Annotated in this window: 14 protein-coding genes and 1 tRNA gene; 8 read left to right on the top strand and 7 right to left on the bottom strand. The window is 50.2% G+C overall.

Annotated features, from left to right (window positions below):
- Window positions 1-22: 22 nt before the first annotated feature.
- From M0220_RS16185 to M0220_RS16175, 3 genes are all read left to right on the top strand, one after another.
- Window positions 23-916 (top strand): LysR family transcriptional regulator, encoded by an 894-nt coding sequence (locus M0220_RS16185; protein WP_264018225.1) that lies wholly within the window; start codon window positions 23-25, stop codon window positions 914-916.
- Window positions 917-1081: 165 nt separating this feature from the next.
- A complete protein-coding gene (locus tag M0220_RS16180) occupies window positions 1082-1963 on the top strand; it encodes an acyltransferase (RefSeq protein WP_030072872.1) in 882 nt (293 codons plus the stop codon).
- A gap of 83 nt (window positions 1964-2046) precedes the next feature.
- Window positions 2047-2853: a LysM peptidoglycan-binding domain-containing protein gene (locus M0220_RS16175; RefSeq protein ID WP_264019240.1), complete on the top strand. Its 807-nt coding sequence runs from the start codon at window positions 2047-2049 to the stop codon at window positions 2851-2853.
- 157 nt (window positions 2854-3010) lie between these two features.
- On the opposite strand, the gene gcvT is transcribed toward M0220_RS16175, so the two are convergent.
- Both gcvT and M0220_RS16165 read right to left on the bottom strand, forming a co-directional pair.
- Window positions 3011-4123 (bottom strand): glycine cleavage system aminomethyltransferase GcvT, encoded by a 1113-nt coding sequence (gcvT, locus tag M0220_RS16170; RefSeq protein WP_264018224.1) that lies wholly within the window; start codon window positions 4121-4123, stop codon window positions 3011-3013.
- A 93-nt stretch (window positions 4124-4216) separates the two neighbouring features.
- Window positions 4217-5635, bottom strand: a complete 1419-nt coding sequence (locus tag M0220_RS16165; protein WP_264018223.1) for an alanine/glycine:cation symporter family protein — start codon at window positions 5633-5635, stop codon at window positions 4217-4219.
- Window positions 5636-6046: 411 nt separating this feature from the next.
- On the opposite strand from M0220_RS16165, the gene gcvH reads away from it, so the two are divergent.
- Together gcvH and gcvP are read left to right on the top strand one after the other, a co-directional pair.
- On the top strand, window positions 6047-6436 hold the full coding sequence (gene gcvH, locus M0220_RS16160; protein WP_030072864.1) for a glycine cleavage system protein GcvH: 390 nt from the start codon (window positions 6047-6049) through the stop codon (window positions 6434-6436).
- Between the two features lie 78 nt (window positions 6437-6514).
- Window positions 6515-9409: an aminomethyl-transferring glycine dehydrogenase gene (gene gcvP / locus M0220_RS16155; RefSeq protein ID WP_264018221.1), complete on the top strand. Its 2895-nt coding sequence runs from the start codon at window positions 6515-6517 to the stop codon at window positions 9407-9409.
- A gap of 39 nt (window positions 9410-9448) precedes the next feature.
- Here the strand turns inward: gcvP and M0220_RS16150 are convergent, their stop codons facing one another.
- Window positions 9449-10351 carry a LysR family transcriptional regulator gene (locus M0220_RS16150; protein ID WP_264018220.1) on the bottom strand — a complete coding sequence of 301 codons (903 nt, stop codon included), beginning with the start codon at window positions 10349-10351 and terminating at the stop codon, window positions 9449-9451.
- A gap of 175 nt (window positions 10352-10526) precedes the next feature.
- Here M0220_RS16150 and ppnN point away from each other — a divergent pair, with 175 nt between their 5' ends.
- From ppnN to M0220_RS16135, 3 genes are all read left to right on the top strand, one after another.
- Entirely contained in the window at window positions 10527-11909 is a 1383-nt protein-coding gene (ppnN, locus tag M0220_RS16145) for a nucleotide 5'-monophosphate nucleosidase PpnN (protein WP_030072858.1), read from the top strand.
- Window positions 11910-11995: 86 nt separating this feature from the next.
- The gene (locus M0220_RS16140) at window positions 11996-12721 is read left to right on the top strand and encodes a sulfite exporter TauE/SafE family protein (RefSeq protein WP_264018219.1); all 726 of its coding nucleotides are present in this window, start codon (window positions 11996-11998) and stop codon (window positions 12719-12721) included.
- Between the two features lie 120 nt (window positions 12722-12841).
- Entirely contained in the window at window positions 12842-13042 is a 201-nt protein-coding gene (locus M0220_RS16135; RefSeq protein ID WP_030072854.1) for a hypothetical protein, read from the top strand.
- 200 nt (window positions 13043-13242) lie between these two features.
- On the opposite strand, the gene M0220_RS16130 is transcribed toward M0220_RS16135, so the two are convergent.
- The 4 genes from M0220_RS16130 to M0220_RS16115 all read right to left on the bottom strand — a co-directional run bounded on the left by M0220_RS16130 (window position 13243) and on the right by M0220_RS16115 (window position 18347).
- Complete coding sequence (locus M0220_RS16130) at window positions 13243-15987, bottom strand: HAD-IC family P-type ATPase (RefSeq protein ID WP_264018218.1); 2745 nt, start codon at window positions 15985-15987, stop codon at window positions 13243-13245.
- 799 nt (window positions 15988-16786) lie between these two features.
- Window positions 16787-16863, bottom strand: a tRNA-Pro gene (locus M0220_RS16125).
- Between the two features lie 125 nt (window positions 16864-16988).
- Window positions 16989-17798 (bottom strand): inositol monophosphatase family protein, encoded by an 810-nt coding sequence (locus M0220_RS16120; protein ID WP_030072848.1) that lies wholly within the window; start codon window positions 17796-17798, stop codon window positions 16989-16991.
- Window positions 17799-17888: 90 nt separating this feature from the next.
- Window positions 17889-18347 (bottom strand): anti-virulence regulator CigR family protein, encoded by a 459-nt coding sequence (locus tag M0220_RS16115; RefSeq protein ID WP_264019238.1) that lies wholly within the window; start codon window positions 18345-18347, stop codon window positions 17889-17891.
- Between the last annotated feature and the right edge of the window lie 52 nt (window positions 18348-18399).

Below are 18399 nucleotides of genomic sequence, written 5' to 3'. Positions count from 1 at the left end.
AATAACTTATAAAAGGGTCAGTATGACCGTCAAGCAACTTCGAGCTTTTCTTGCGGTAGCGCAAACCCTGAGCTTCACCCAAGCCTGTGAACGCCTGCACCTATCTCAACCAGCGCTTAGCTTAGCCATCAAAGGGCTTGAGGACTCCCTCGGGGGGAAACTGTTAATACGCAGTACCCGTAGTGTTCGGCTCACTCCCGAAGGCGAGTCACTTCTCCCCCTGGCAAAGCACCTGCTCGCCCAGTGGGACAATACCGAAGAGCGATTACGCCAGCGCTTTACACTCCAGCTTGGTCGTTTAAGCGTAGCAGCCATGCCTTCTTTTGCGTGCAATTTACTGCCAAGCGCGCTAGTAACCTTCCGGCGGCAATACCCTAAGATTAATATTACTGTTCATGATGTTATCAATGAAGAAGTCATCGACATGGTGCGCTCACGCCAAGTGGAAATCGGTATTGCCTTTTCGCCTGAAGGAGACAACAGCCTAACGTTTACGCCACTTTTTGAAGATCAGTTTATTGCAGTGGTCCCACCGCATTCCGTTTTGGCTAAGGCTAGCAAGCTCAGTTGGGCGACCTTGTTGCAACAAGATTTTATTACCTTGCAGCGCCCCTCAATGGTACGGCGATTGTTAGAACAAGAGCTTGCCAAACAGCACATTGAATTACCGGTTGCTTTTGAAAGCCATCAGCTGTCGACCGTTGGTAGAATGGTGGCAGATGGTTTAGGTGCAAGTGCGGTGCCTTCTATGTGTTTTCAGCAAATGCACCAACTCGGCGCTCGCTGTGTGCCCCTAACCTCACCGAGCATTGCCTGTCGGGTTGGAATTCTGACACATCACGAGCTATCGGTTGCTGCACAGGCCCTGCGTAAGGTGCTTATCGAAAACATTAATACACCTGTGCTCGCGTCCTGATCTCTGTCCTAATACTGCTGCCAATGCAAAGGTTTCGTAATGTGCTGGGCAGCATGAGCGAGATCCTTTAGCATTTACGCTAGGTTACGTATCGGGTTGCGTATATCGAGCCACGATAACTAGCATTGCGTCACTGCTGTCATCATTTGTAAAAGGAAATGGGGTATGTCTACTGTCAAAGGAGTCGTCAGCTTATTATTGCTGACGCTAACGACGCTATTTTGGGGCGTGCCGCTCATTTTATTAACGCTATTAAAAGTTATTATTCCTGGGCGGCACCAAAAACAGTGGGTGCTTAAAGGGTTATGCAGCGTGGCACTCAATTGGATCGGTGCAAACCTATGGTGGATGCGCCGCTGGATAAAACCTCACGTCAGCATCACGATTCCCGAATCACTCAGCCCACATCAATGGTGGCTGGTTATTTCTAATCATCGTAGCTGGACAGATATATTTATCCTTTTTATGGCACTGCATCGTCGTATTCCCATGCCTAGGTTTTTTTTAAAACATCAATTAATCTGGATTCCTATCGTCGGACTGGCATTTTGGGCGTTAGAATTCCCTTTTATGCGACGCTTCAGTCGCGAGCAAATAGCCAAGAATCCAAAACTTGCCACCATCGATCGTGAATCCACCGAGCGCGTTTGTAGGCAAGCTAGAAATTCACCAATTGCTATATTTAATTTTGTTGAGGGAACACGATTTACCGTAGAAAAACGGGAAAAGCAGCAAAGTCCTTTTCAGCATTTGCTCAGGCCTAAAGCAGGCGGTGTGTCACAGGTACTCAGCCTGCTTGGCGACAAACTAGATGGCATTTTGGATGTAACCATCAGCTATGAAAATCCAACACCCACCTTTTGGGGTTTTCTATGCGGAAAAGAAGCTGGCATTACACTTAACGCAAGGCAACTCGCTATTCCCCAGTGGATGAACGAAGCCAACTATCATGAAGAACAGCAGCACAAGGAACGTTTCCACGCATGGATCAACTCACTCTGGCAGGAAAAAGACGCCTTACTAGCAAAGCAAACCAACCACGACTAGCCCATTGGCTCGCGGTCTGTTTACTGGCTACAGTATTAGTCGGGTGTGCTGGCTCGCCTTCTTCGAACAGCCAAAATAACCCCATGCCAAGCAGTACCGTCGGCCAAATAAACGGCGAATGGATAGAGGTACAGCGTGGTGATACGTTGGGGAAACTTGCGAACCGAGCAAACGTTCCACTGGAGCGTCTTGAACGCTTCAACCCTGGAACAAATGCGCAACGCTTAAACGTTGGACAACGTCTATTAATACCTACCCAGCAAGAGCGTGCCCCCTCTGGCGGGCCATATCGATACCAAATTCGTCCCGGCGACACATACTCAAGTATCGCCCGCCACTTTGGCACTACCTCTGGGCGCATACAGAGTGCCAATCCAGGTACATCTCCAACCGCCCTTAGAGTAGGGCAAATTGTCAGTGTGCCCTTAAGCGGCAGCGGAACTACCAACCGTTCCACAGCAAGCAGTAACCAAACTAGCCAGCCAGCGCCTGCCCCTAGCGCTAGCTTACCGGCTTCTGCACGCCGTTGGCCTTGGCCGCTGGAAGATTACCGTATTGTGCGGCGCTTTGGAGCCGATAGCCGTGGCACGCTACAACCCATGTTGCTCGCTACTCAGGCGGGTGCGAAAGCCCAAGCAGTGGCGCCAGGCGAAGTACGCTTTGCAGATGGTATGCGCCAACTGGGTGACGTGGTCATTGTGCATCACGCAGACAACTTACAAACGGTGTATGCGCTATGCGAACGGATCCTGGTCAGCGTCGGCCAACAAGTAAGCACCGGAGACGCTCTATGCGATGTCGGCCAAAGCAGCGCTAGCCAGCGTTATGACCTTCTTTTCGACTTACGCCAAGGCGGCAAACCGATTGACCCACGACAGGTGTTGAAATAGCTGTTGAGATAGATATTGAGATAGCTGTTGAACCAAGTGTTGAGACAGTTTTAAGATTGCTATTGAAACAGCCATTGCGCAAAAAACCTCAAGCAAAAAACCTTAAACTACAAAAAAGCCCCTGGTGTGGGGCTTTTCGTATTATCGATTTTTTACATTACCCGCGATAGTAATTGGGCTTAACAAACGGCGTTGCCGCCACCGTCATAGGCAACTGTTTACCACGTACTACCGCATAAACCGTTGTTCCTGGCACTTCCCATTCACGACCCACATAGCCCATAGCAATCGGCTTACCAACACTTGGCCCAAAACCACCCGAGGTGACTTCACCAATTTGGTTGCCCTCGGCATCCACTAACGGAGCTCCTTCTCTTACGGGCGCACGCCCTTCTGCTAACAATCCTACCCGCTTACGCGTATGATCTTTGGCCTCTACTTGGTGCAGAATAAGATCCGCCCCCGGGAAACCTGCTGGACGCTGACCACCATGACGCCGCGGCTTACCAATTGCCCAGATAAGTCCAGCTTCCACAGGCGTTGTCGTCATATCCATATCGTGCCCGTATAAACACAGCCCTGCCTCTAACCGAAGCGAATCCCGTGCTCCCAAGCCAATGGCTTCTACTTCCGGCGCTGCCAATAACTGCTCGGCGAATGCCTGACAGGCATCAGCAGCAACTGATATCTCAAAGCCGTCTTCCCCGGTATAACCGCTGCGACTGACCCACACTTCCTGACCAGCTATCGTGAAACGCCCATGCTGCATAAACGTTAAATCACAGGCGGCTGGACACAAGCGCTGCATCACCTCTCGTGCTTGCGGGCCCTGCAAGGCCAGTAAGCCACGGTCTACCACTTCGATGTGATGTGTGGAGCCAAGATTGGTGCGCAAATGAGCGATATCCTGCTCTTTGCAGGCCGCATTAACGACCAGATAAAAGTGATCACCAGCATTGACGGCCATGAGGTCATCAATTATTCCGCCCTCAGTGCTAGTTAGTAGACCATAGCGCTGCTCACCTTTATTTAATCCCACAAGATCTGCTGGAATCAGTGACTCAAGCGCCTCGGCTACCTTGTCGCCAGAAACAATTATTTGACCCATATGAGAAACATCAAACAGCCCACATTGCTTGCGCGTGTGTTCATGCTCTTTTTTGACACCTAATGGATATTGCACCGGCATGTCATAACCCGCGAAAGGTACCATTTTGGCCCCTAGCGAAAGATGCAATTCATGGAGGGGCGTCTGCTTAAGGTTGGTCATGGGATTTCCTTGGTCGAGAAAGAGAAACGGGAAGCCATGACTGGCTTCCCGGCTCTATTACAACTTACTGACCCCGATTACATTGAACAGGGCTTACTTATCATGATCAAGTGCTTCGCCTGGCAGCACTTCTTTACCAGCAAAGTAATCACGCGTCAGTTTGAATACTACCGGTGAAAGTAGCGCCAACGCGATTAAGTTCGGAATGGCCATCATAGCGTTGAAGGTATCGGCCATCAGCCAAATAAAACCAAGCTGCGCGATAGCGCCCAGCGGAATTGCCAAAACGAACAGCACGCGATACAGCATAATCGAACGTGTGCCGAACAGGAACTGAAAGCACTTCTCACCATAAAAAGACCAACCAAGGATAGTGGTAAACGCAAACACCGCCAAGGCCACTGCAACAATCTGATTTCCAAAACCGGGCAATGCAGCATCAAACGAAAGAGCGGTTAGCGATGCGCCCGCCTCACCATCAATCCACACTGTGGAGGTCAAAATAACCAATGCCGTAATGGTACAAACGATGATGGTATCGATAAAGGTACCCAGCATGGCGATAAGACCTTGGCGAACGGGGTTTTTGGTTTGCGCTGCTGCGTGTGCAATTGGCGCGCTACCTAAACCTGCTTCGTTCGAGAAAATACCGCGTGCCACACCAAACCGAATAGCTGCCATTACTGCCGCGCCAGCAAAACCACCCGCTGCTGCCATCGGATTAAAGGCGTAATAGAAAATCAAACCAAACGCTTCGCCAATTTGGCTTGCGTTAACGATCAGTACTAATAGCCCAGCAATCACGTAAGCAATACCCATAATTGGCACTAGCTTACCGGCTACTTTTGCAATGCGCTTAATGCCACCCAGAATGACAGCACCCGCTAGCACCATGATAATGACGCCGGTTAGCCAGTGTGGCACCCCAAAGGTGGAGTCCATGGCATCTGCCACCGAGTTAGACTGTACGGTATTACCGATACCAAAGGCAGCGATTGCCCCAAAAAATGAGAATAAACCACCTAGCCATAGCCACTTTTTGCCCAAGCCATTTTTGATGTAGAACATCGGGCCACCCACGTGGTAACCGGTGCTGTCGGTTTCACGGTAACGCACTGCCAAAACGGCTTCGGCAAACTTAGTGGCCATGCCAACTAACGCAGTGATCCACATCCAGAACACTGCACCGGGGCCACCCAGCGCAATAGCGGTTGCCACGCCAGCAATATTACCGGTACCAATCGTTGCAGAAAGCGCCGTCATTAGCGCATCAAAAGGCGAAATTTCACCGTCACTGTCTGCTTTGCTAGTTGTTGTTTTATCAGCATCAGCGGTGCCAGGTTTCGGGTCTCGACCTTGCCACATTAGCTTGAAACCTACACCGAGCTTTCTAATCGGCATTAGTTTCAAGCCAATCTGTAGGTATATCCCCACACCTAGCAACAAGATCAACATTAACGGTCCCCAAACGACGCCGTTAATCGCCCCCAAGAGGCTAGTTAAAGTTTCCACTCAATTCTCCTTACCCTGTTCATTAGCTGATTTATTATGGGTGTCGGGCAGTCAGGCTGCCTTCATTCAATGTCGCTGTATCATCAAACGTTCCCACCATAGCGCGTCTCGCGCTTTGAAAAAACGCATGATCTGCATGTTTTACACCATTTTCCTAGTGCGCATCCATCGTAATGTCGCAACTTGGCAGAGAAAGCATCTGTTTTTACAACTTGCGACAGTCACAAAGCAACTGGCAACGCAACGTAATGAATTTACCACTATGGGGTGTTTAAGAAATTTGTTTCCGATTGGAAACACGTTAATATAGGACACCAATCGCCTTATTCAGAGCAGGCCAATAGTCGCCAAGGCGAACGACAGACGTTAGTATGCTCCTGTCCAGACAACTGTTTCATAAAGGGAATCATCATGAGCAATCTTCCTGCTAATCTTCGTTATGCCGAAAGCCACGAATGGGTACTCGACCATCAAGATGGTACCGTCACAATCGGCATTACTGATCATGCCCAAGAAGCACTGGGCGACGTTGTTTTTGTTGAGTTGCCAGAAGTCGGCCAAGAACTCAATAAGGGTGTTGAGTTTGGCGTCATTGAATCGGTTAAAGCAGCCTCTGACTTATACTCGCCAGTAAACGGCGAAGTTATCGAAGTTAACGAAGCGCTTGAAGATTCACCTGAGACCGTTAACGAAGCCCCTTATGAAGGCGGCTGGATCATGAAAGTGCGCTTGGCAGACACAGCCCTTGACGGCTTGTTAGACGCAGACGCTTATCAAGCGACGCTTAGTTCAGACGATTAATTAGCCGGAAAGCCTGCATCCTGCAGGCTTTCTAGTTTTGCCGCTGCACGGTTTTCTCATTACGTTCGGAACCTTCCCATGCCATTTGAAACACGCCGTTTGGCCGAACTGGCCGACCACGATGCTTTTATCAAACGCCACAATGGGCCTAGCCCCGCTGACGTCGACACCATGTTAAAAGCGCTCAATATGCAGCGCATGGAAGACCTAATTGAGCAAACCGTGCCTAGCGATATTCGCCTGGGCCGCGAGCTAGCCTTAGACGACCCGCGCAGCGAAGCAGAAGCGCTAGACTACTTAAGCCAGCTAGCGCGCCAAAACCGCGTTGCCAAAAGTTATATTGGTCAAGGCTATTACGGCACTCACATGCCCGCCGTCATACAGCGCAATGTGCTGGAGAACCCAGGCTGGTATACCGCCTATACGCCCTACCAACCAGAAATTTCCCAAGGCCGCCTAGAAGGCCTGCTTAATTTTCAGCAGGTCATTATGGATTTAACCGGCATGGAGCTTGCCAATGCTTCGCTACTTGACGAAGCAACCGCCGCTGCTGAAGCAATGGCACTTTGCAAGCGTAGCAATAAAAAAAGTAAGTCCAATGCCTTTTTTGTTGCCGATGACCTGTTTCCGCAAACGCTAGACGTGATAAAAACTCGCGCGGAGTTCTTTGGTTTTGAGCTTATCAGTGGCCCTGCCGCTACGCTGGCAGAACACGATGTGTTTGGCGCACTGGTACAGTACCCCTCCGCCAGTGGCAGTATTACCGATATCTCGCCTCTGCTAAGCGCTGCCAAAGAACACGGCATCATGACTTGCGTCGCCACGGACCTACTGAGCCTAGTACTACTTAAAGAGCCAGGAGCAATGGGGGTTGATATCGTCGTCGGTAACTCTCAACGTTTTGGGGTTCCCATGGGCTTTGGTGGCCCGCACGCTGCCTTCTTCGCCACATCGGACAAATTGAAACGCTCAATTCCTGGCCGCATTATCGGTGTATCTAAAGATAGCCGCGGTAACACTGCATTACGCATGGCCATGCAGACCCGCGAGCAGCATATTCGCCGCGAAAAAGCGACCTCTAATATCTGTACTGCTCAGGCATTACTGGCCAATATTGCTGGCTTCTACGCCACTTACCATGGTGCTGAAGGCTTACGCAAAATTGCAGGCCGCGTGCATCGCCTCACTACCTTGCTAGCAGAAGGTCTTAAGCAAGCGGGTATCACATTAGCTAACGACAGCTGGTTTGACACGCTGCGTCTTACCCAAGTGGATGCCGGTAAGATTCATGGCCGTGCCATGACCCATGACATCAACCTACACTATTTCGCCAATGGCGATGTGGGCATTAGCTTGGATGAAACCACGACGGCTCATGACGTCGCGACGCTACTTGATGTCCTGTTAGGCGATGAGCACGGCTTGTCAGTGGCAGCGCTCGATGAAAAAGTCATTAACGACAAGATCAGTGGCATTCCAGCGGCATACCATCGTGATAGCAGCTTTTTGCAACACCCCACCTTTAAGCGCTATCGCAGCGAAACTGAGATGCTGCGTTACTTGAAACGTCTCGAGAATAAAGATCTTTCCTTGGCCCATGCCATGATCCCGCTGGGATCGTGCACTATGAAGCTAAATGCTACCAGTGAAATGATCCCGGTCTCCTGGCCTGCGTTTGCGCACCTCCACCCATTCGCTCCTCGCGATCAGGTGGCAGGCTATCATCAAATGATTGATGAGCTAGCCGCTTTCTTAGTGGAAGTAACGGGTTACGATCATATTTCTATGCAACCCAACTCAGGTGCCCAGGGTGAATATGCGGGCTTGCTGGCCATTCGCCGCTATCAGGCAGCCCAAGGGGAAGCCCATCGCGACGTGTGCTTGATTCCCAGCTCAGCCCACGGCACTAACCCTGCCTCTGCTGCTATGCTTAGCATGGACGTGGTGGTGGTTGAGTGTGACGCTAACGGTAACATTGACCTAGATGATCTGACACGCAAAGCCGAGCAGCACAGTGATCGACTTTCTGCGGTGATGATTACGTATCCGTCTACCCATGGCGTATTTGAGTCCCATGTGCGTAAGGTGTGTGATGTGGTTCATCAGCACGGCGGACAAGTGTACGTAGACGGCGCTAACATGAATGCTCAGGTTGGTTTAACGCGCCCCGGTGATTTTGGTGGCGATGTTTCTCACCTCAACCTGCACAAAACATTCTGCATTCCTCACGGTGGCGGTGGCCCAGGCATGGGGCCAATTGGCGTTAAAGCTCATCTTGCACCTTTCGTCTCCAATCATGTGGTCACGCCTATTAATGGCGTTAACCCTGAAAACGGTGCTGTCTCCGCTGCGGCATTTGGCAGCGCGTCGATTCTACCCATTTCGTGGGCTTACATTAAGATGATGGGCGCACGTGGGCTTCGTGAAGCAACCGAACTGGCTATTCTTAATGCCAACTATATTGCCAAGCGATTAGAGAATGCCTACCCGATTCTCTACCGCGGTCAGAACGGCAATGTGGCACACGAGTGCATTATCGACATTCGTCCGCTGAAAAGTGCGTCTGGTATCAGTGAGGAAGATATTGCCAAGCGTTTGATGGATTACGGTTTCCATGCGCCCACTATGTCGTTCCCCGTTCCAGGAACGTTAATGATCGAGCCAACAGAGTCTGAGTCACTCTACGAAATCGATCGTTTCTGTGATGCCATGATTGCAATACGCGAAGAAGTTGCTCGTGTAGAGAGTGGTGAGTGGCCGCTGGATAATAATCCGTTAGTGAATGCCCCTCATACTCAAGCAGATTTGATGGACAGCGAATGGCAGCGCCCCTATGACCGCAAACTTGGCGCTTTCCCAACAGACGCCGTCGCTGCGTCTAAGTATTGGCCTGCGGTTAACCGCGTTGACAACGTATTTGGTGATCGGCAGCTCATCTGCTCTTGCCCAAGCATTGACGAATACCGCCGCTAATACTTACTACTGGCGAACTCTAAACGCTCCTGGCGCTCGTTATTCGGGCATCAGGGGCGTTTTTTCTTGCAGACGTTGACGATGAAAACCCTCTAACAGTTTTTCATACCGTTTTGGCAACACGGAGTCTCGTCGACGCAACAAGTAAAGCACTTCATTGATCCCTTGGGGTAATGCCAATGCTTTTACCTGGCGCTGCCAAGGAGAAGTTTCCAATACCAAACGAGACACCACGGTAAAACCGAGACCACGCGCAACCGCATCTAGCACCATGCTCACTTCGTTGGTAAACCCTTGATGACGAAAATGAGTCATTGAACGAAATTCGTCTGGATAATTGGCGCGCAACAGTGCATTGGCGTGATTAATACCGTCGTAGTAATTAAGAAAACCAATACCCATTAGATCGGATAGCGTGCTGCCAGCAAAATCAGCGGGTACGACTAAGCATAGTGGCTCTTTATGCCATACCGTACAGGTAAGCTCAGTATGATTAACCTGCTCAGTCACGATACCAATATCGTAGCGGCCTTCAAGCAAGTCATTAACGATTTCATGATTAAACGCAAAACTGTAATTGACCGTTAAATTGGGATGCATCTGCTGCTGGCCAAGAATAAAAGGATAAAACATAAGCCCAACGCTTCCAGGGGAGGCAATCCGGCACTCGCCGCTATCAAGCGAGTCATCATCTAACCCATGGCGAAACTGTTCATGTTCAGCAAACAGTTTTAAGGCGTAATCATAAGCCCTGCGGCCAGACTCTGTTAACGTAAAACTTCGCCCCTTTCTTTCAATCAGCGGTTTATCTAAATAGCTTTCCAACTTACGAATGTGCTGGCTGACGCCAGGCTGCGTCATCTCCAAACGGCGCGCGGTACGTGTGAAGCTCCCCGTTTCTACCAACGTTATAAACGTCCGAAAATACTGGGCATTAAACATAATAAAGCGCCATCTTAACTAGCCACCGTGTGCTTTCAACGAACGTACAGGGTAGCACAAACCACCTACTAAACGGATGCTAGGCTGGATCGCGGCACTTTTGCTTGAATTCAGTCGGTAATGGTCATGATAGTATGTAGATTCATTAATACTATGATTAGGGACAGCCAGACTAATGACGCAACTCCCAGAGCCACGGGCAACTATTTCCAGCATTATTTCCCCAGAGGGAAGCCTTGAAGTACTTTCTCAGCATGAGGTTAATCGCTTAAAAAGCACCTCTAAGAGTGGCTTGCACGATTTACTGCGCCGCTGTGCACTTGCAGTACTTAATTGCGGCAGCCCAACCGATGATAGCGTAGCCATAATGGAAGCTTACAAGGACTTCGATATTGAAGTTCTACAACAAGACCGTGGCATTCGTCTTAAGCTGACCAACGCGCCTGCCGAGGCGTTTGTAGACGGACGTATGATTCGCGGTATTCGCGAACATCTCTCATCGGTTCTGCGCGACATTGTTTACGTTTACAATGAAATCCAGCACCACAAGCGGTTTGATCTGACCACCGGAGAAGGCACCACCAACGCGGTGTTTCATATCTTACGTAAGGCCGGCACCCTAAAACCCGGCCTTGAACCTAGTTTGGTGGTGTGCTGGGGCGGCCACTCCATTTCCAGGGAAGAGTATGAATACACTAAAGATGTCGGTTATCACCTAGGTCTGCGGGAGTTAGATATCTGTACGGGCTGCGGTCCGGGTGCTATGAAAGGCCCTATGAAAGGAGCTAACGTTGCCCATGCCAAACAGCGTCGCAAGGATGGTCGCTATTTAGGCATTTCTGAGCCTGGCATTATCGCCGCTGAAGCGCCCAACCCGATTGTTAACGAACTGGTTGTTATGCCTGATATCGAAAAGCGCCTGGAAGCCTTTGTGCGCTTAGGACATGGCATTATTGTCTTTCCTGGTGGCGTTGGCACAGCAGAAGAAATTCTATACTTGCTGGGCATTCTGCTTCACCCCAGCAATCACGACATTCCCTTCCCTCTCGTATTTACCGGCCCAGCCGACTCCGCTGCATATTTCCAGAAAATTGATGAATTTTTGGTTTATACATTGGGCGAGGATATCCGCCGCTACTACACCATTATTACTGGTGACCCAGTGGCCGTTGCACGCAAGATGCGCCAGGAAATCGACGAAGTTGCTAACTTCCGCCGTACGCACCAGGATGCATTCTATTACAACTGGCGGTTAACCATTGCCCGCGACTTCCAGGCACCCTTTGAACCCACCCATGAAGCCATGCGCGGCCTTGCCCTTCACCGCCAACAGCCTACCCATGAGCTAGCAGCTAACCTGCGACGCGCCTTTTCAGGCATAGTGGCAGGTAATGTTAAAGAACCAGGCATTCGCGCCATTGCAGCCCATGGCCCCTTTGAGCTAACCGCTGAACCAGCACTCATGCAGCGCTTAGATGAGCTGTTAACTTCGTTTGTCGCCCAAGGACGCATGAAGCTTGACGGGCAAGCTTATACACCCTGCTATGTTCTAAAGTAACGTACTGTTCTAAAGTAACGCATTTAGCAAAATCATTATCTGTTAGGCACAGTAACCGCTGTGCCTAATCCGTCAGGAAACTCCCAGTGATTATTGCTCTTTTAACGCTAGTTGCAGCAGGCATCGTCAAAGGTGCTATCGGTTCCGGTGTACCCGTTATCGTAGTACCTGTACTTACCATGCTATATGACGTGAAGCTGGCGATTGCTGTGTTGATTGCGCCCAATTTGTTTAGCAATGTTTTACAGGTATGGCAATATCGGCACCATCTGTTACCGCTGCGTTTTCTTGCCGCTTTCTCTCTATCAGGTGGGTTAGGCATTGTACTCGGCACCTGGGGGCTAGTCGTGCTATCACCCACGCTTTTATCACTGGGTGTCGCGACTGCGATTGTGCTCTATTTAGTAGTTAAACTGGCTAATCGTCAGGTAATTCTTCCTTTCACTACCGCTAAGCGCGTTGTAATGCCTGTCGGTTTGCTAGCTGGCGTACTGCAAGGCGCGGCGGGCATGTCTGCGCCCGCATCCGTAACATTTCTTAACGCCATGCAGCTAGAGCGTCAGGTATTTATTGGCTCTATTTCAGTCTTTTTTGTCGCGATTACCTGCGTTCAAATACCGGTACTACTAAGTGCGGAAATACTCACACTGGAACGCGCATATTACAGTTTCATAGCACTATTCATCATTCTTGCCGCCATGCCAATTGGCGCGCGGCTCGGCAAACGCCTACCACATCGCTGGTTCGATAATCTCATCATGCTGCTGTTAGCGAGTATTGCGGTAAAAATCATTGTAGATGCTGTACTTTAATGTGCGAGCGCTTCACCGTTGGGCAAACATGGCGTCAAACCGCTACACTCATGGTGCAGTACTCAAACCTTGCCAGCATAAGCAAGCGGGAGACCACCCACCAAGGAAAGGATAAACAGGATGGAAATGATTAATCAGCTCCAAGACGGCAAAACCAAAGCATTCGCCAAGCACTGCTTTGAACGCTATTCGCCTGAAGAACTAAATGCCGCTTCAGAAGGCGCGCCAGATCAAGATGAAATGGCGCACTGGGAAATTACCGCAGGCCAATGGGAAGAAGCCGTTGCAACTGCGCTCGCAGATCACAAAGCGCAAGGCTAAATAAGCGGCACCTGTGCTTATATTAAAAACGCCACCTACATTAGCTAATCGCTTAACGTAGGTGGCGTTTTTTTGGGTCTTGCTGTTTTACTTACCTTTTGTATTTATGCCAGCTGTACTTAGACCAAAAGTGCTTAGATCCAAAGTGCTTAGATCAGCTGTACTTAGACCAGTTTGTACGATCATCAGTCTGCACATAATTAATTTACCTTAGCGTGGGTTTGCTTAGATTCAAGTAAGCGCCACACCTTTTTTTCAATCTCAATGAACAGATAAATCGCTAAACTACCGATTAAGATAGCGAACCAATGCGTAAGGCTTAACCCTTCACTTCCAAAAATAAGCTGCATAAAGGGCAGATACGTAAACGCCATTTGGAGCAACATCACCATCATAATGGCAATCCATACCGGCCGACTGCCAAAAATACCGGCAAACGACAGCGTGCTGTTGATTAAAAAGCGGCTATTGATTAAATAAGCGGCACTGCCTGTAACCAGCATATTGACCGCCCCAGCTCGCGCTAACGCTTCACTACCCCCTTGGTCGAGTATCCAAGAGAACATGCCGAAGACGCCGATAAGTAGCAGCACAGACACAAAAATCACCCGCCACAGTAAAAACAGATCAAGCAGCGGTGCTTTCGGGTCTCTTGGCTGGCGCGCCATTAAGTCTTTTTCCCCTGTCTCAAACGCCAATGCCAAGCCTAGCGTAATCGCTACCACCATATTTACCCATAATGCCTGTAACGGCGTTACCGGTAGCACCGAGCCTGACAGCACGGCCAGCATAATCGCCAAGCCCTGAGCGCCGTTGGTAGGAAGAATAAACGTAATTGTTTTACGAATATTATCGTAAACCTTACGCCCTTCTTCGATCGCACTAACAATCGTTGCAAAGTTATCGTCAGCCAATACCATTTCAGAAGCATCTTTAGCCGCTTCAGTTCCTTGCACGCCCATGGCAACACCAACATCAGCACGTTTTAAGGCCGGTCCATCGTTAACGCCATCCCCCGTCATCGAACAAACCCCGCCCCGAGCCTGCATGGCCTTAACCAAACGCAGTTTATGCTCGGGCGATGCGCGAGCGAACACATCAATATCTAAAATAATCTCCTCGAGTGCCTGATCGCTCATTGCTTCAATTTCTCTTCCAGTTAGCGCTTTTTCCGTTTGTGAAAAGCCTAACTGCTTAGCAATAGCAAGCGCTGTCGACGCATGGTCACCAGTAATCATAACGGGGCGAATACCGGCTTGTTGGCAACGCTTAACCGCTTCAATCACTTCTGCTCTGGGTGGATCCAGCAGGCCGATAATACCCAACAAGCGCAGCTTGCCTTCAATATGGTGATGATCAAGTGCATCAATCGCCGCCGCTGGTTTATCTGCAATGGCCAGAACGCGTAAACCACGGGAAGATAGCTCGTGAATGCGGTGCTCCCACTCATGACGGTCAATTTCGACCGAGCCTTCCTTAGTAGCGACGCTATCGCACATTTCTATCAAGCGATCAGGCGCCCCCTTCACAATGACACGCTGCCCGTCATTTTCTGTATGCAGCGTGGCCATGTACTTAAACTCTGACTCGAAAGGGATCGCATCCAGGCGCGGAAATTGCTGGCGCACCTCTAATGTTTTTACACCCGCTTTTTCACCAGCGACCACCAGCGCACCCTCTGTTGGGTCGCCATATATCTGATACTGACCTGACTGCTGGTGCAACTCGGTGTCGTTGCACAATACGCCTGCACGCAAAAAATCACTTAAGCCTGGCGCACTGGCGAGATCGACGTGACCAGGTTCTTTTTCACCATCCGGCTGAACACGATAAAAACGTCCCTTTGGTTCAAAGCCAATACCATCGATTTGGAACTGCTCGTCACCTAACCAAATCGCCTGAGCGGTCATTTCATTACGTGTTAAGGTACCGGTCTTATCGGAAAAAATAGTCGAAATAGACCCCAGCGTTTCTACCGCAGGAAGCCGGCGGATAATAGCGTTGCGCTTAGCCATGCTTTGCACGCCAAGTGCAAGTCCAATCGTCACAATGGCCGGCAAGCCTTCTGGGATAGCGGCTACCGCCAGCCCAACCGCCGCCATAAACATATCTGCAGCGGGCTGGTCATGGATTAAGGTGCCTAGCAAGGCAGTGATGGCTGCCGCTGCTAAGATAAAAATCGCCAGCACCCTGCCTGCCCGATCAAGCTGCTGGATCAGCGGCGTTTTGATTTGTTCTACGCCACGCAGGAGTTCAGAAATTTTGCCGATTTCAGTATAACGGCCTGTCTCAACCACCAAACCACGGGCATTACCTTGCACTACGATCGTGCTGGCAAACGCCATACTACTTCGCTCAGCAAGGTCTGTATCTGCTTTCACGGGGTCAGACAACTTTTCCACAGGCACCGACTCGCCTGTTAATGCCGCCTCATCCGTGCGAAAACGCCGCGCTTCAATCAGCCGCAGATCTGCTGGCACACGGTCACCACTTTCGACCAATACAATATCCCCTGGCACTAACTCCTCTGCAGGAATGGTGGAACGCTTTCCATCACGCAAGACATTCGCCTGGGGAGATAACATATTACGAATGCTATCAAGTGCTTGTTCAGCTTTTCCCTCCTGGATAAACCCAATCAACGCAATGATAGCCACCACGGCAACAATCGCCGCTGCGTCGATCGTATGCCCTAACAAAAAGCTAGCAACAGCAGCAACCAACAAAATAAGAATTAAAATATTATTCAGCTGATCCAGTAAACGTCGATACCAGGGACGCCCTTGAGCCTGCTGAAGTTTATTTGGCCCATAGCGCTGCAGACGCGTCTGCGCTTCAGTGCTCGATAGCCCGTCCACTGACGTAGATTGCCACTCCAGCGCTTGATCCGCTGAAGCACTGTGCCAGTCACGCGATGGCTTAGCAGGTGATTGAGGGTTTTCCATCCATAAGCTCCCTTAATGAATATATCGTCAGCTTACAGCAGGTTGTTGCGCTGCAGTACTGTCATTATTTATAAAGTACCGAGGAAATGATGCAACGCAAAAAACCCGCACCCGATCCTTCCCTCATAATAAGCTAATGGGCAGTAGCTAGGGTTAAATGAAGTTTTGTTTTTAGTAAAGCGAGTGCTGTTGACGCTATGAAGCTGGCGATATGCTGCCAATGACTGGGTATGCATAAGGTTGACATCTACCCTACGATAGCAAACGTCAACCTCACGCTTACTCTTGGAGCTAATGCTTGAACGTTACCCATTTAGAGCATGTTGTGATCGCCCTATGCATTCAGCTTGCCCTTCTCCCCTTTTTTACCCCCCGGGCAGCAGGCGCTATTGCTATTACTCTTTTTTTAGGACGGGAAATTGCACAGCACGAATATAAACTGGGTATACAACGTGGGTGGGAATGGGGGGAAACTTTACCAGTCGGCATGTTCGAGGGCGTGTGGCGGGGCTGGACACTTGATTCCGCTCTTGACGTACTTCTACCTGCACTTGTATGCATATTGGTCGCAACGGTGCTGAATGCGCGAAACAAGTCAAAATAAAAACAGTCCGCTCCGACTGACTTTCCCTCTAGGCTATTCTCGCCAAGGCCATCAAGACCAAGCCAACATGATCGTGAATGGATCACCCACTATGACTGCGCCCATTATTTAAACAAGCCAGATACAACGTTTTGGACATGCACAAAAAACCGCCGCTCGGTGTTACCCGTAAGCGGCGGTTTCATTAGGAATTCTTGGTCGGAGTGACAGGATTCGAACCTGCGACCTTTGCAACCCCATTGCAACGCGCTACCAAGCTGCGCCACACTCCGATGTCTTAATTAGCAACGACTGTTAACCAACATCGTTTGCCTCAAGACGGTGCGTATACTAGCGTTTTATTAACCAAATGAAAAGCTCTTTTTGCGCTTTCTTTTCAATTGGTTGCCGCTTGCGCTCAATCGATGCTTTTCAGTAACGATGCCATTGCATCATATACCTTGGGCGTGGTGACAAGCAGTTGCTTTGGGTACAAGTCAGCTGGCACGCCGTCTGGCACGTCTGTTAAGTGGCCTACTTTTGCGCCTGCTTCGCGGGCGATTACCCAGCCCGCAACAAAGTCCCACGGGGAAACACTTTCGTAATACGCATCTAAGCGCCCACAGGCAACGTCGCACAAATCAATCGCAGCGGCACCGTTACGGCGAACATCCTGGCAGTTCGTCAATACGGCTTCTAAACGAGGCAAGAGTTGTTTGCGGGCCTCTTTATCATAGGGAAAGCCGGTCGCTACCAGGGTACTTTCAAGCGTCTCCGCCTGGCTTGGTTTGATCGGCTGCTGATTGCAAAATGCTCCTAGCCCTTGCGCGGCACTAAAGGTATCACCTAGAAAAGGCGCATGAACAACACCAACTTTACCAATGCCATCTTCAATCCAGCCTATCGATACGGCCACATGGCGCAGGCCTTGAGCAAAATTAACGGTACCATCGATGGGGTCCACCACCCACAGCTGCTTAGCGGGGGTTTGCAAGGCACGCTCGGGGCTTAACTCTTCGCTCAACCTTGCCTCACCAGGAAAATGATCTTCCAGGCGCTGGCTAATAAGCGTATCCACTGCCACATCCACATCGGTGACCAGCTCAATGCCGCCTTTCAAACGCTGGCTAAAGTCTTGCTGTTCACGGGCGCGACGAATCATGTCGCCCGCTTCTTCTGCAATACGTACTGCCAGCGCCAGCCGCGCTTCTAGGGTATAGGCCGTCATTAACGCTCCTTACTTGTTGCACGTTAGCTAATATCAACTCAGCATAAGCGGTGGCGTTTGGCATTACTATGACAGTAAGCAAATCAATTATTAACGAAGCGCATTTACCAACACATCAACAACAACGCGGGTAGCAGCTTCAATAAGCACCACATCGGCCCCAACCCGCTCCCACTCGTAGCCTGGGTATTGGGGCAGTTGAGATGCCAGTTGGCCATCAAAACGTTTGGCAATGCCTGGGGGCAGTGGCTTACCGCGTTCTACGTTGCGCTGTAAGCCGGGCGGTAAAGGCTGGGCACGCGGCACATCGTATTGGCGTAGAAGGTGCAACAACTCACGCTCATTGATACGGGGAAGATCTATACCACGCTCATCACGATGGCGACGCTCGTAGCGTCCTAAATCTTGCTCATCACGCTGGCGCTCAGAATGGTGGCCATTATTGTCTCTAGCACCATGTGCGGGTGCGTGAGCAGGCTGTGCAATAGCCGCTATCTGCCAAAATAGAGTGAAAACTAATAGGCAAGCGCTAAGGGGGATCGATCTCATCATTGGCTCCTTCTGGTCAGGAGCGTTAAGTGTAGAGAGCAAATGCGCAGGC

The sequence above is a fragment of the Halomonas qinghailakensis genome (assembly GCF_025820815.1).
Lineage (GTDB): Bacteria > Pseudomonadota > Gammaproteobacteria > Pseudomonadales > Halomonadaceae > Vreelandella > Vreelandella qaidamensis.
This window is presented reverse-complemented; position numbering and strand designations above follow the sequence as displayed.

Coding starts and splice junctions, on each gene's coding strand:
- M0220_RS16185 (WP_264018225.1), top strand. CDS start 23: ATGACCGTCAAGCAACTTCGAGCTTTTCTTGCGGTAGCGCAAACCCTG.
- M0220_RS16180 (WP_030072872.1), top strand. CDS start 1,082: ATGTCTACTGTCAAAGGAGTCGTCAGCTTATTATTGCTGACGCTAACG.
- M0220_RS16175 (WP_264019240.1), top strand. CDS start 2,047: ATGCCAAGCAGTACCGTCGGCCAAATAAACGGCGAATGGATAGAGGTA.
- gcvT (WP_264018224.1), bottom strand. CDS start 4,123: ATGACCAACCTTAAGCAGACGCCCCTCCATGAATTGCATCTTTCGCTA.
- gcvH (WP_030072864.1), top strand. CDS start 6,047: ATGAGCAATCTTCCTGCTAATCTTCGTTATGCCGAAAGCCACGAATGG.
- gcvP (WP_264018221.1), top strand. CDS start 6,515: ATGCCATTTGAAACACGCCGTTTGGCCGAACTGGCCGACCACGATGCT.
- M0220_RS16150 (WP_264018220.1), bottom strand. CDS start 10,351: ATGTTTAATGCCCAGTATTTTCGGACGTTTATAACGTTGGTAGAAACG.
- ppnN (WP_030072858.1), top strand. CDS start 10,527: ATGACGCAACTCCCAGAGCCACGGGCAACTATTTCCAGCATTATTTCC.
- M0220_RS16135 (WP_030072854.1), top strand. CDS start 12,842: ATGGAAATGATTAATCAGCTCCAAGACGGCAAAACCAAAGCATTCGCC.
- M0220_RS16130 (WP_264018218.1), bottom strand. CDS start 15,987: ATGGAAAACCCTCAATCACCTGCTAAGCCATCGCGTGACTGGCACAGT.
- M0220_RS16120 (WP_030072848.1), bottom strand. CDS start 17,798: ATGACGGCCTATACCCTAGAAGCGCGGCTGGCGCTGGCAGTACGTATT.
- M0220_RS16115 (WP_264019238.1), bottom strand. CDS start 18,347: ATGAGATCGATCCCCCTTAGCGCTTGCCTATTAGTTTTCACTCTATTT.